At 34.8% G+C, this 13317-nt stretch carries 12 protein-coding genes; 5 read left to right on the plus strand and 7 right to left on the minus strand.

Annotated features, from left to right (window positions below; all coding sequences use genetic code 11):
• Nucleotides 1-128 precede the first annotated feature (128 nt).
• From mutL to BLP44_RS17070, 4 genes are read left to right on the plus strand one after another with little or no spacing between them, the layout of a single operon-like run.
• On the plus strand, nucleotides 129-2081 hold the full coding sequence (gene mutL, locus BLP44_RS17055) for a DNA mismatch repair endonuclease MutL (RefSeq protein WP_091134711.1): 1953 nt from the start codon (nucleotides 129-131) through the stop codon (nucleotides 2079-2081).
• Nucleotides 2078-2890, plus strand: coding sequence for a rhomboid family intramembrane serine protease (locus BLP44_RS17060; RefSeq protein WP_083219832.1), 813 nt, complete (start codon nucleotides 2078-2080; stop codon nucleotides 2888-2890). The genes mutL and BLP44_RS17060 overlap by 4 nt, the downstream gene beginning before the upstream one ends.
• Before the next feature lie 42 nt (nucleotides 2891-2932).
• Nucleotides 2933-3796 (plus strand): rhomboid family intramembrane serine protease, encoded by an 864-nt coding sequence (locus tag BLP44_RS17065; RefSeq protein ID WP_008464557.1) that lies wholly within the window; start codon nucleotides 2933-2935, stop codon nucleotides 3794-3796.
• Nucleotides 3797-3813: 17 nt separating this feature from the next.
• The gene (locus tag BLP44_RS17070) at nucleotides 3814-4860 is read left to right on the plus strand and encodes an endonuclease/exonuclease/phosphatase family protein (protein ID WP_035691148.1); all 1047 of its coding nucleotides are present in this window, start codon (nucleotides 3814-3816) and stop codon (nucleotides 4858-4860) included.
• Nucleotides 4861-4938: 78 nt separating this feature from the next.
• Here the strand turns inward: BLP44_RS17070 and BLP44_RS17075 are convergent, their stop codons facing one another.
• The 7 genes from BLP44_RS17075 to BLP44_RS17105 all read right to left on the minus strand — a co-directional run bounded on the left by BLP44_RS17075 (nucleotide 4939) and on the right by BLP44_RS17105 (nucleotide 10857).
• A complete protein-coding gene (locus BLP44_RS17075; protein WP_066033653.1) occupies nucleotides 4939-5553 on the minus strand; it encodes a WbqC family protein in 615 nt (204 codons plus the stop codon).
• Nucleotides 5554-5645: 92 nt separating this feature from the next.
• Nucleotides 5646-7199, minus strand: coding sequence for a signal peptidase I (lepB, locus tag BLP44_RS17080; RefSeq protein ID WP_008464563.1), 1554 nt, complete (start codon nucleotides 7197-7199; stop codon nucleotides 5646-5648).
• 56 nt (nucleotides 7200-7255) lie between these two features.
• Entirely contained in the window at nucleotides 7256-7957 is a 702-nt protein-coding gene (gene dapB / locus BLP44_RS17085) for a 4-hydroxy-tetrahydrodipicolinate reductase (RefSeq protein WP_008464565.1), read from the minus strand.
• 39 nt (nucleotides 7958-7996) lie between these two features.
• A complete protein-coding gene (locus tag BLP44_RS17090) occupies nucleotides 7997-8557 on the minus strand; it encodes a DUF5683 domain-containing protein (RefSeq protein ID WP_052017591.1) in 561 nt (186 codons plus the stop codon).
• A complete protein-coding gene (locus tag BLP44_RS17095) occupies nucleotides 8557-9459 on the minus strand; it encodes a ParB/RepB/Spo0J family partition protein (RefSeq protein ID WP_008464568.1) in 903 nt (300 codons plus the stop codon). The genes BLP44_RS17090 and BLP44_RS17095 overlap by 1 nt, the downstream gene beginning before the upstream one ends.
• Nucleotides 9460-9464: 5 nt before the next feature.
• A complete protein-coding gene (locus BLP44_RS17100) occupies nucleotides 9465-10232 on the minus strand; it encodes a ParA family protein (protein ID WP_008464569.1) in 768 nt (255 codons plus the stop codon).
• 220 nt (nucleotides 10233-10452) lie between these two features.
• Nucleotides 10453-10857 carry a septal ring lytic transglycosylase RlpA family protein gene (locus BLP44_RS17105; protein ID WP_091134713.1) on the minus strand — a complete coding sequence of 135 codons (405 nt, stop codon included), beginning with the start codon at nucleotides 10855-10857 and terminating at the stop codon, nucleotides 10453-10455.
• 229 nt (nucleotides 10858-11086) lie between these two features.
• Between BLP44_RS17105 and BLP44_RS17110 the strand changes: the two genes are divergently transcribed.
• On the plus strand, nucleotides 11087-13258 hold the full coding sequence (locus BLP44_RS17110) for a pectate lyase family protein (RefSeq protein ID WP_091134894.1): 2172 nt from the start codon (nucleotides 11087-11089) through the stop codon (nucleotides 13256-13258).
• Nucleotides 13259-13317 lie beyond the last annotated feature (59 nt).

Here is a 13317-nt window from a genome sequence, read left to right on the forward strand (position 1 = left end):
TAATAACGGTATAGGTTTTTTTGTTTTTTTTATGATTATTCTTATTCTAAAAGCCAACCAAAATTCATTAAATTTGTACTTCTTGGTTTGTAAAAACCTAATCTAACTTTAAAACCTATTTTTGCTTAATGTCGAGTATTATTCAATTGCTTCCTGATCACGTTGCTAACCAAATTGCTGCTGGAGAAGTGGTTCAAAGACCTGCTTCAGTCGTAAAAGAGTTGTTAGAAAATGCTGTTGATGCCAAAGCAACTGATATTAAATTAATTATAAAAGATGCCGGTAAATCGCTGGTGCAAGTTATCGATAATGGAGTCGGAATGACCGTTACCGATGCACGCTTGTGTTTTGCCCGTCATGCAACATCCAAAATCCGTCAGGCAGAAGATTTGTTTTCGCTTGGGACAAAAGGTTTCCGTGGAGAAGCTTTGGCTTCTATTGCAGCGATTGCGCATATGGAAATGAAAACCAAGCAAGATCAAGACGAATTGGGAACGCATATCATAATTGAAGGAAGTAAATTTATTTCGCAGGAAGTGGCCGTTTTGCCAAAGGGAACTTCGTTTGCGGTTAAAAACTTGTTTTTTAATATTCCTGCTCGCCGTAATTTCTTAAAGTCAGATACAGTTGAGTTTCGTCACGTCATGGATGAATTCCAGCGTGTGGCACTGGCGCATCCAAATATTCATTTTAGCTTTTATCATAACGGAAGCGAAATGTACAATCTTCCAGCAGCGGGATATCGCCAGAGAATTGTGGGTATCATGTCTGGTAAAACAAATGAAAAGTTGGTTCCAGTAAATGAAGAAACTGATATTATAAGCATTCAAGGATTTGTTTGTAAACCGGAGTTTGCAAAGAAAAATAGAGGAGAACAGTTCTTTTTTGTAAATGATCGATTTATAAAAAGCAGTTACCTACACCATGCGGTTATGTCTGCATACGACGGATTGCTGAAAGATGGTTCTCAACCAAGTTATTTCTTGTATCTACAGGTTCCGCCAAACACAATTGATATCAATATTCATCCGACTAAAACAGAAATTAAGTTTGATGACGAGCAAGCATTATATGCTATTTTAAGAGCGTCCATCAAACACAGTTTAGGACAGTTTAATGTCGCTCCAGTTTTAGATTTTGATCGAGATGCCAATTTAGATACACCATATCATTATAAAGATGTAGAAGCAGAAATTCCGACAATTCAGGTTGACGGCACTTTTAATCCTTTTACTGATGATAAAACCAATCAGCATTATAGTAAAGCTGCCTCAGGATCTTCTGGATATAGTTCAAGTTCATCATCATCATCATCATCATCATCATCGTCAGGATCGTCATATTCTGGGTCATCGTATTCAGGTTATTCTAAAAGAGTTGAGCCAACGGCAAGCTGGGAAAGTTTGTATGTTGGTTTGGATGTCGAAAATCCTGAAAGTATAGAAAGTTCGCCTTTTACATTCGAAAATGAAGAAGTAACCTCTTCTTTGTTTGATGATGAAGAAGTGGAACAGGCAACGCAGAAAACGTATCAAATTCATAAAAAATATATTGTATCTCCAATAAAATCAGGAATGATTATTGTTGACCAACAGCGTGCACATCAGCGAATTTTGTATGAACAATTTTTGCTGAACATGACCGTCAATCAGGCGGCGAGCCAACAATTGCTTTTTCCTTTAGATTTGTTTTATTCGGCTTCAGAAATGAAGTTGATCGAAGAATTGAAACCTTCTTTGGAAACTACCGGATTTGTTTTTGATGAAAGTAAGACAGATCACATTGTAATTTCCGGAATTCCTGTAAATATTACAGAAAGCGAAGTTTCTCAGGTAATAGAACAATTATTGAGCGACTTGCAGGATGGAATTCCAGCAAACAGTTACAGTCAGAATGATACAATTGCCAAATCGATGGCCAAAAGTTTAGCGGTTAAAACAGGATCTTATTTGACCGAAAAAGAACAAGATAATTTGGTAAATGGTTTGTTTGCTTGTAAAGATCCAAATATTTCACCTTTTCAAAAACCTACCTTCATCACTATGCGTGTAGAAGATATAGATAAAAAGTTTGCTTTATGATGAATATCACGCCAGTAGTTAAACAACTGCTAATTATTAATATAATATTCTTTATTGGTGCTCAATTAGTGCCAGTTTCTTACGAGTATTTGTCATTGTTCTATCCAGAAAGCGAAAGTTTCAGAGCTTGGCAAATCATTACGCACATGTTTATGCATGCACCATGGCCAAATTTTGCGCATATTTTATTTAATATGTTTGCCTTATACAGCTTCGGGTCTGCATTGGAGCATTTTTGGGGAGGAAAAAAGTTTTTGTTTTTCTACATTTCTTGCGGATTAGGTGCGGCATTGCTTCATACTGGAGTAAACTACCTTCAGCTGCAATCTCTTTTAAGTTCTGTTTCTGAATTGAATTTATCTAAATCAGAATTACACTTGATTTTGAATGCAAATTATTCTTCTTTATTCGATGCCAGTGGCCGAATGGTACAAGGAGAAATCGCTACAATTTTAAATAAAGCACATTGCACGCAAGAACAATTTAATGCTTTGGCACAGGCTAGCGGTATAGTTCAGTCGCCAGTTTTGGGTGCTTCTGGAGCAATTTACGGTTTATTAACTGCCTTTGCATTTATGTTTCCAAATGCTCAGTTGGCATTGATCTTTATTCCCGTTCCTATCAAAGCAAAATATTTTGTTCCTGGAATTTTAGCAATTGACTTATTTTTAGGTTTTAAAGGAAGTTCTTTATTTGGAAGCGGAGGAACTGGAATTGCGCATTTTGCTCACGTTGGCGGTGCAATTGCTGGTTTTTTAATGATGTTGTACTGGAAAAAAAATCAGTTTAATAACAACCGTTGGAATTAATTTTTAACTTTAAAGTACAAATTCTAAAACAAAAGAGTTTCTATGAATATTCTAGACGATTTAAAATTACAATATAGATTGGGTGGTATTGCTATGCGTGTTATGTATTGGAATATAGCATGTTTTATTGTATCACTTATCTTCTTCTATCAATTTTCAATAGGTCAATTTGCTTTTCCAAGTTGGTTGGCTTTATCGTCAGATCCTCAGGTTTTTATGTTTAAGCCTTGGACTTTTTTAACCTATGCTTTTTTTCACGATGGATTTTTTCATCTGTTGTTCAATATGATGGTGCTTAATTTTGCGAGCACTTTGTTTTTGACTTATTTTACTCAAAAGCAATATTTAGGATTGTATCTTTTAAGCGCTCTTTTTGCAGGAGTGGCTTTTGCACTGAGTTTTTATTTTTCTAATATCAGCGGTTCTATTGTTGGTGCTTCTGCAGCAATTATGGCTATTTTGGTGGCCGCAACGACCTATTCTCCTTTAATGAATGTTCGTTTGTTTTTATTCGGAAATGTGAAACTTTGGCATATTACGGCTGTTATTTTAATTTTAGATTTAATGCAGTTCCGTTTAGGGAATATGGGCGGACATATTTCGCATCTTGCTGGTGCTTTCTTCGGATTTGCTTATATTAAATTGCTTCAAAACGGTACTGATTTAAGTATCGTTGTTTCTAAAACTTTAGATTTCTTCGCAAATCTTTTTAGAAAATCTCCTACGACCCCATTTACAAAAGTTCATAAAAATTACAAAAGACCTACAGAAAAAACTACATCAAGAATTGTTACGAAAGATAAAACGCAACAGCAGATTGATGAAATTTTAGACAAAATTAGCCAGTCAGGATACGATTGTCTGACAAAGGAAGAAAAAGAGTTTTTATTTAAAGCTGGAAAATAAACTTGTAGGAGAAAAATATGAAAAACCTTTCTTGGTTTAATAAAATAATGTTCTTTTTGAACATAGTGCTGACTGTGCTTACATTTAGCATCTATGTTTTACCTTTTTTAGCACCTAAAAGTTTTCCGCTTTTATCGGTGCTTACTTTGTTTATGCCTGCTTTTTTTGTGGCCAATGGATTGTTCTTTATCTATTGGGGAATTCAGTTTAAAAAACGCCTTATTTTATCGGGTTTGGTTTTGCTGACAGGAATTACATTCATCAGTAAATTTTATAAGTTTTCTGGAAAAGAGTATGTGAAGGATGAAAAGGATTTTTCTGTAATGAGTTATAACGTTCGTCTTTTTAATGTTTTTAAATGGCTGGATCGAGATGATATTCCGTCAAACATTAAAGCTTTTATAGATGAGAAAGATCCTGATATTTTGTGTATTCAGGAATATTCAAATTCGGCACATTTAGATTTAAAGGTTTATCCGCACCGCTATATTTTTATTGACGGCAAAAAAATTAAGACTGGGCAGGCTATTTTTTCTAAGTTTCCAATTATTGACGAAGGAAATATCATTTTTCCAAAGTCAGATAATAATGTAGTTTATGCTGATATTAAGCGCGGAAAAGATATTATCCGTGTTTACAATATGCATTTGCAATCTATTAAAATTTCTCCCGATGTAAGTGAAATTTCCGATGATATTGATAATGTGAATCAGAAGAAATCACAACGCATTTATGCTAGAATAAGTAAAGGATTTACGCAACAGCAAGAGCAGGCAGAAATTTTTAAAGAGCATATTAAAAAATGCAATTACCCAATTATTATCTGCGGAGATATGAATAATAGTCCATTTTCTTATGTGTACCGAAATATAAAAGGGAAATTAAAAGATGCTTTTGAGGAAGCTGGAGAAGGTTTTGGAGCTACTTATAAGTTCAAATACTATCCTGCTAGAATTGATTATATTTTTACAGATAGTAAAATGAAAGTAAAACAATTTGAAAGCTTTTCTGACTTCGAAAATTCAGACCATTATCCGATTATGACAAGACTTTCTGTGGAATGATTTTTTTTAGTTGAAAGTTCGAAAGTCAAAAGTTAAGGTGATACGAAAATTCATAACTCATAACTTATAATTCATAATTTATATGATCTTTTGGGTTTTCAAATAATCCATTGCAAATTTACCTTCGTTAAAAAGCAAATCCAAAACACTTAAATTATTGATAAAACCGTGTTTGTCATCAAATACCTGAGTGTATTTTTCAAAAGAATTAGCATCCTTTTTACCATTTGCTAGATATCTGAAATCGGCAAAATCAGTAACTTCATGAAAGTATTCTGTAGTTTTTCCAAATTCCAATTTCATTCGAAGACATTTTGTCACAACGTCTAACACTTCGAAATTCAAATCCATTAAAAATTCATGTTTTTTCTCGAAAATAGGAACGATATCATCTTCGAAATACTCAAAGAAAGGAGAGCTTCTATATGCGGCCTCAAGCGATTTAAAATGCTGTTTCTGCCAATCAAATTCGTTTTCGATTAAAATGTCTTTTGTTTTTTGATGTGCAGTTTTAGAATGCTTAACAGGGATATTTAATAATTGAATTCCATTCGGACTATAGATGTAAGTTCTATTTCTATTGGTCTGTTTCTGAAAATTATCTTCCATTTCAAAAGTAATGCTGTCTGATTGCGCGATTACAGCAAAATGACTGATAGATGGGAAATAAGTTGGAAGTATTAAGGAATTCATTTCGTTTTGTTTCAAGTTTAAAAAGTTTCAGGTTTCAAGTTGACGTAAAACGTGAAACTTGAAACCTGACACAAAAATAACTTATTTTTTAATTATGCTTTATTCTCTCTTCTTTTTTTCCAGATAAAATCTCCAACGAAGTAGATAGCAAGAAGTATTAAGAAATATTTAAAGTAAGAATGAGGCTGACCTTCGCCGTCTACAGTTGTAAATACTCTGTTCCAACGAATTTTATTGATGCCTTTTCCGTTGGTATCCCAGCTCATCCAAATGAATACTGGTTTTCCTACGATATGATTTTCAGGTACGTAACCCCAATAGCGACTGTCTTCAGAGTTATGACGGTTGTCTCCCATCATCCAGTAGTAGTTCTGTTTGAAAGTGTACGTTGTCGCAGGTTTTCCGTTAATTAAGAATTTTGAACCTTGCAATTCTAATGTGTTTCCTTCGTAATTTGTGATAATCTCTTTATAGAAAGGAAGAGATTCATTTGTTAGAGCAACCGTTTTTCCTGCCTCAGGGATGTAAATTGGTCCCATGTTATCTTGGTTCCATTTGTTGATATGAGGAAAAATAGCATTGTCATCTCCATGATCAACTTTTCGGATAACGGCAGTAACGCCAGGAGTGTTTTTAAATCTTTCTGCTCCAGCTTCTGTTAAGGCTCCTAAATAAAGTGTATCTCTTTTTTCTGTTCTAAAGCCTGCAGGATCTGTAATGTCCAATTCTTTGAAAATGGTTTCAAAATCAATAGGTGTTTTCCCGTCTAATGCTACAGCGTATGAGTATTGTGGTTTAGCTCTTTCTGGTAAAACTAATTTTTTTCCATTAATAAAAACATAACCGTCTTTTATTGATAAACTGTCTCCAGGAATACCAACACATCTTTTTACGTAATTTGATTTTTTGTCAATTGGCTTAATAACGCCAGGTCTTCCTTTTGGTTCGAAGAAATAATGAACCGTATCGACGGGCCAGTTAAAGACGACAATATCGCATCGGTTTATTTTCTGGATAGCAGGTAGTCTAAAATATGGTAATTGCGGCCAGCTTAAGTACGATTTGCTTTTGGTTAAAGGAATTGAGTCGTGAACCATTGGCAAGGCTACCGTTGTCATGGGAACTCTAGGACCGTAGTTTAATTTGCTTACAAATAAGAAATCGCCAATCAATAAAGATTTTTCTAAAGACGATGTTGGAATCGTATACGGCTGTACAACATAAGTGTGTACTAATGTTGCTACAATAATGGCAAATAATAAAGAGCTAACGGTATCTGCTGCTTTGTTGTCAGGAGTTAGTTTGCGATCTTTATGATATTCTAATTTTTGAGTATAATTGACAACATAGATGTAAAAGCCTAAAGTAAACAGTCCTAAGATTGTGTCTAAAGTCGATTTTTTACCAAAAGTTCGTAACGTTTCGACCCATACAACTGGAAACATAATCAGATTGATGATTGGAATAAAAAGTAATAATGTCCACCATGTTGGGCGTCCGATAATCTTCATTAAAACGATTGAATTGTATACCGGAATTGCAGCTTCCCAGCTTTTTCTTCCTGCTGCCTGATACAGTTTCCAAGTACCAAGGAAATGAATAATCTGTACAGCTAGAAAAAATACGAACCAAGAGTAAAGTGTCATAATAATTGTATTTTAAGTTTCAAATTCAAGGTTTTCTGACTTGAATTTTGGTCAATTTATTGTAAGTTAAGTACGTCTTTCATAGAGTAAATCCCCTGTTTTCCTGCTAGCCATTCTGCCGCAATAACAGCGCCTAATGCAAAACCTTCACGATTATGAGCGGTGTGTTTAATCTCGATGCTGTCTATTGGCGAATCGTAAGTTACGGTGTGTGTTCCAGGCACTTCTCCAATTCTTTTTGCTTCAATATGAATTTCATTTGCTTTTGCTTCTTCTAAAGTCCAATTGGCGTAATTGCTGTTTTGGATAACACCTTGTGCTAAAGAAATAGCTGTTCCGCTTGGAGCGTCAAGTTTGTGGATGTGGTGAATTTCTTCCATCGAAACTTTATAAGAATCAAATTGATTCATGATTTTAGCTAAATATTCATTTAACCCGAAGAAAATATTTACTCCTAAACTGAAATTTGAACTAGAAATAAATCCTCCTTTTTTCTCGTTGCAAAGCGCAATCATTTCATCATAATGCTCTAGCCATCCTGTTGTTCCTGATACTACAGGCACATTAGCATTAAAGGATGCTGAGATATTACTAACTGCTGCTGATGGCACGCTAAAATCAATGGCAACATCGGCTGTTGAAAGTCCGTCATAGGTGTTAAATTCGTCTTTCTTTAAAACTATTTCATGACCTCTTTCTAAAGCAATTCTTTCAATTACTTTACCCATTTTTCCGTATCCTAAAAGCGCAATTTTCATTATGATTTGTTTTTGATTTTTTAAATAGAATATGATCTATTAAAACTTATAATTAAAGGTTAGTCCGACATTTGGTTTAAATGTTACATCGTCGGGATAAATTTCTGGACGCATTGAAAGCCTTTCGTTTACGTTAAACTGTATCAACGCGGCATCAACATTGGCATCGATAATGTTTAAGACATAGAATCCGACAACAAACAATGCAGAGAGATCTCTGTTTCTTTGGTAGAATTTTTGTCCATCAACAAGACGGCTGTCATCCAAAAATTGATATTTATCATCGTTGTAGCCTTCTAATCTTCGTTTGTAGGCGTCACGATAATCGTGGTATTTTTTATTGTTGTCTATATAAAAATATAAACTAGTTCCGATTGCTCCGTAGACCAATGGAATTTTCCAATATTTTTTGTTGTATGCTTGGCCTAAACCTGGTAAAATAGCAGAATAAAAAGCTGCTTTTGCTGGTGTAAGCGGGTCTATTTCTTGTAATGCAGTAGTGTCTTTTACGACCAAAACCGTGTCTTTTTTTACCTGGGCAAAAAGAGAAACGGTTCCTGTTAGAAAGAACAATAGACCAATGGGGACAATTTTATTCACTATCCGTTTATTAATTTTATAATTCTGTTAAAGTCAGCTTCAGAATTAAATGGAATTGTAATTTTTCCTTTTCCGTTACCAGCGACTTTTATATCAACTTTTGAGCCAAAATAATCGTTGAAAGTGTTTTTTTGCGTTTCTCTAACTATAAAAGCGGCATCAGCTTTAGGCTTTCCATCAGCTTTAGGCTGTTGGCCTTCATGGTAATTTTTAACTAAAGCTTCTGTCTCACGAACAGATAAATTTTGACTAACGATTTTTTGATAAATATCAGTCTGAACGTCTAAATCTTCAATGTTGATAATTGCTCTACCATGTCCCATGCTGATAAAACCATCACGAATACCGGTTTGGATAATCGGATCTAATTTTAAAAGACGTAAATAGTTGGCAATTGTCGAACGTTTTTTACCCACTCTTTCACTCATTTGTTCTTGAGTTAATTGAATTTCGTCAATCAAACGCTGGTATGATAAAGCAATCTCGATTGGGTCTAAGTCATGTCGTTGGATATTTTCAACCAAAGCCATAACCAATGATTCGTTGTCATTTGCAATACGAATATAGGCAGGAACATGAGTAAGTCCTACTAATTTAGACGCACGAAGACGACGCTCTCCAGAGATTAACTGGTATTTATTAAAATCTAATTTACGAACAGTAATAGGTTGAATTACGCCAAGTTCTTTAATAGAAGTGGCTAATTCGCGTAACGATTCTTCATTAAAATTGCTTCTAGGCTGAAACGGATTTATTTCAATTGCACTTATTTCAAGTTCAATGATATTTCCAACAACTTTATCAGCATTTTTGTCTTCTACTGATTTAATGTCGTTTTCCGGATCTTTTAATAAGGCAGATAATCCTCTTCCTAAGGCTTGTTTTTTAATTACTTTTGTCATAAAAACTATTTACTGTTTTTCTTTATAATTTCTTGTGCTAAATGAATATAGTTTACGGCACCTTTGCTTGTAGCATCATAGTTGATGATGCTTTCTCCAAAGCTCGGAGCCTCACTTAATTTTACATTTCGCTGAATTACAGTATCAAAAACCATATCATTAAAGTGTTTTTGAACTTCTTCTACAACCTGATTAGATAAACGTAATCTTGAATCGTACATGGTTAGCAATAGACCTTCAATGTCCAAATCTGGGTTGTGTATTTTTTGAATACTCTTAATAGTGTTCAATAATTTTCCTAATCCTTCAAGTGCAAAATATTCACATTGAATAGGAATAACTACAGAATCTGCTGCTGTTAAAGCATTCAAGGTTAACAAGCCTAGAGAAGGCGCGCAGTCGATAATGATATAATCATATTCTTCTTTTGCTTCTTCCAATGCTTTTTTAAGCATATACTCTCGGTTTTCTTTGTCAACCAATTCAATTTCGATAGCAACAAGGTCAATGTGAGCAGGGATCACGTCAACGTTTGGAGCTGTACATTTTAAAACGGCTTCTTTTGGTGTTACAGTATGCTCAAGTATTTGGTAAGTTCCAGTTTCAACTGTTTCTACGTCAATTCCAAGACCAGATGTAGCATTAGCCTGTGGATCAGCGTCGATCAACAATACTTTTTTCTCTAAAACACCTAATGAGGCAGCAAGATTTACTGATGTAGTAGTCTTTCCAACGCCTCCTTTTTGATTAGCAATAGCAATGATTTTGCCCATTTATTTTCTGAATTTTGAACCGTAAAAATACAATTATTTATGGTTTCTGAAAATCTATTTTGTTAACATTTGCGAAAGTGTGATTAATCGGGGTTTTATGGGAGTTTGATAGAAAATAATTTTAGTTATGAATAAAATTATTAATAAGTTTTTTGAATAATTTAGGTGATATTCTTGCTGCAAAATGATGGGCACCTAAATTTTGATTAGGTTCAAGGAACTATTTTAAAATTTCGATAGTGACAAAAACCAAACCGCTTTTTTTGTTAGTAGCAATATTCATAAAAGCTCTTTTGCTAAGATCAATTTCTCGTCCTTTTACAAAAGGTCCGCGATCTGTAATTTCTACAATAACAAATTTATTATTTACTTCATTCGTTACTTTTAACATGGTGCCAAAAGGAAATTTTTTGTGTGCGGCAGTAAAATCATTGTTGTTGAATCTTCTGCCACTTGCTGTTTTTCGTCCGTTAAATTTATCGTGATAATAAGAGGCGTGGGCATTCTGTTTGTATAAGACGCTTTCTCTAACTGAAGCGCATGAATCGATAGGAGTGATGTTTTTTTGTTGTGCGATTGCAACGGCAGAAAAGAATAAGGTAATAAATAGTATAATCTCTCTCATATTATTTTCTCTTTCTATTTTATTGACAAAAAAAGACTATTAGAGAAAAACAGATATGTTCGATAAGTTTTTATTTGTGTTAGAAAAAGACAAATTTTTAAGTTTTGTAGTGTTTTTGATAAGAAAATTGAGCTCAGAAACGGACGTAAAGGTTCGAGATTATTGCTATTTTGGGCTTTCTTAAAACTATAAGTATTACAATCTATCAAACCACAAAATGAATATTCTTATGAGTAAAAAAGTAATCTCATTATTGACAGTATTTACGTTTATGATGCTTTTATGCAGTTTCGTTTCGCCCAATTCGACTAATGAAAAACTAGAAGGAAATAAAAATATAGAGCGTAAAATTGTTTACAACAAAAAGAAACATAGTATCACATTATCATGGTCGGCTTTTGGTTCTTCTGGAAATTATACAATTACAAGAGGAGGCAGTCGTTTAGCATCTGATTTTGTGTCGGTAGGATCAACTTCTAAATTGTCATTTATCGATAATAAGCCTACTACTAGCAAATATGAGAACTATTATAAAGTAAGCCGAAATGATATCACGATTATCATTTCGCTCGAAAATCAGATTTTTGGAGACAATATATATTTCTACGACAGAAAACATGAAAAGTCAGAGACGGCGCGAAATGAAATTAATTCGCAATTTAGCAGTATCGGTTTAGGCGGTGCAAATGGCGAATGGACAACAAAACGTCAAGCCTATTATTTTAAGCCAAATGTGAATGGGCAGACTTATGATGTTGGAGGATCGGGTTCTGCGTCATCTGCTGAGGCTAATTCTATAGAGTTAGGATTTTATTCTCATATTGGAGGTTTGGGTAAAGTGCCGTCGGATGTTAAGTTAGGAGCTATTTTCACAAGACCACATCTTTCTGGCGGAGCAAATGCGACTTGTACATTTTGGCGTTCTGTAGAAAATGTGGAAGTAATGCGTGATTTTTCGTGGACTGTTTCTCAGTCAACAAGCGCACGAAGATTATTAATTGAAAGCACTTCAAAATATATTTCAGATATTGGAAATACTAACTTTTGGGGCAGTGGCGGCTTCATTGCCGATGCACATTATACAACTTCGAGACCAAATTGGGGCGGACAACAGCAATGGTATACTAGAAATACAGTTTTTCCATCGGGTTCTGGAGTTATGGGTGGTTCATACAATATGGTTTGGCAGGGGTGTGTAAATCCTCCGCAAGCAAATGAAGCTAATTCTCCAATTGCGACAACGCCAATTATTAGAGAAAAACCTTTTCTTTTTATTGGAGATGATGGCGAATATAAAGTTTTTGTTCCTGCATGGCAAAAAGATCGGGTGGGAGTTTCTTGGTCGGCAACAGATATGGGAAAAGGCGAAATTCAAGATTTGATTGCGAGCTGGTACGTGGCGAAAGAAGGAGATACTGATGTAGAGATTAATGCAGCATTGAAAGCTGGCAAAAACATATTTTTTACTCCTGGACATTATGCTTTGAACGCTCCTATTCAGGTAAATAGAAAAGACGCTATACTTCTGGGGGCTGGTATTGCTTCTGTGACGCTAGAGCCAACAGAAAAAAATACTTGGGGATGTATTTATGCTGATGATAAAGACGGAATTATCATTGCTGGCCTTTTAATGGATTCATTTAATAGTACGACGTATCAAGTTAGAATTGGCAATGAAGGAGCGAATGCAGATCATAGCGCGGATCCTATTTTGCTCAGCGATATTACGTGTCGAGTAGGCGGAGTTCAATCAAAAAATATTCAGATTCAGGCTTCTATGCAGATAAATAGTAATAATGTTGTTGGAGACCATTTCTGGTTGTGGCGTGCCGATCATGGATCGCAGAAAGGTGGCGACGCGCGTTGGAAAAGAGACAGATGTAAAAACGGACTTATTGTGGCAGGAAATGATGTTACGCTTTATGCATTATTTGTTGAGCATTATCAGGAATATGAAGTGTTATGGCTGGGAGAACGTGGCAAAACATTTTTCTTTCAGAACGAACCTCCTTATGATGCGCCAAATCAAGCGAGTTGGAGCAGTCAAGGAGGAAGGGTTGATGGTTATGCAGCTTTTAAAGTAGCAAATTCGGTAAAAGAACATCACACAATCGGGATGGGTTCGTATGCTGTTTTTACAGGAACGGATGGAAATGTAAATAAGAAAAATGGTTTTGAAATTCCGAATAGTCCAAATGTGAAATTGGAGAAAATGTGCATTACTCGTTTTGCAGGTTCGGGAAATATTCAAAACGTTATAAATGGTACAGGCGGAAGTACAGCAACTGGTGTAAAACGTGTAGGATCTTATAATAATGGTGAAGGCACACAACCTTTTGATGAGGAATTTACGTTGCCTAATAAAGAATCATATCCTTCTTATATAAGTATGGAGAAATAAAAAAGAAAGATTTTTTTGCCACGAATTCACGAATTATTTTTTCAAATCTTTGCGATTAT

Source organism: Flavobacterium anhuiense, from assembly GCF_900101855.1.
Classification (GTDB): Bacteria; Bacteroidota; Bacteroidia; order Flavobacteriales; family Flavobacteriaceae; genus Flavobacterium; species Flavobacterium anhuiense.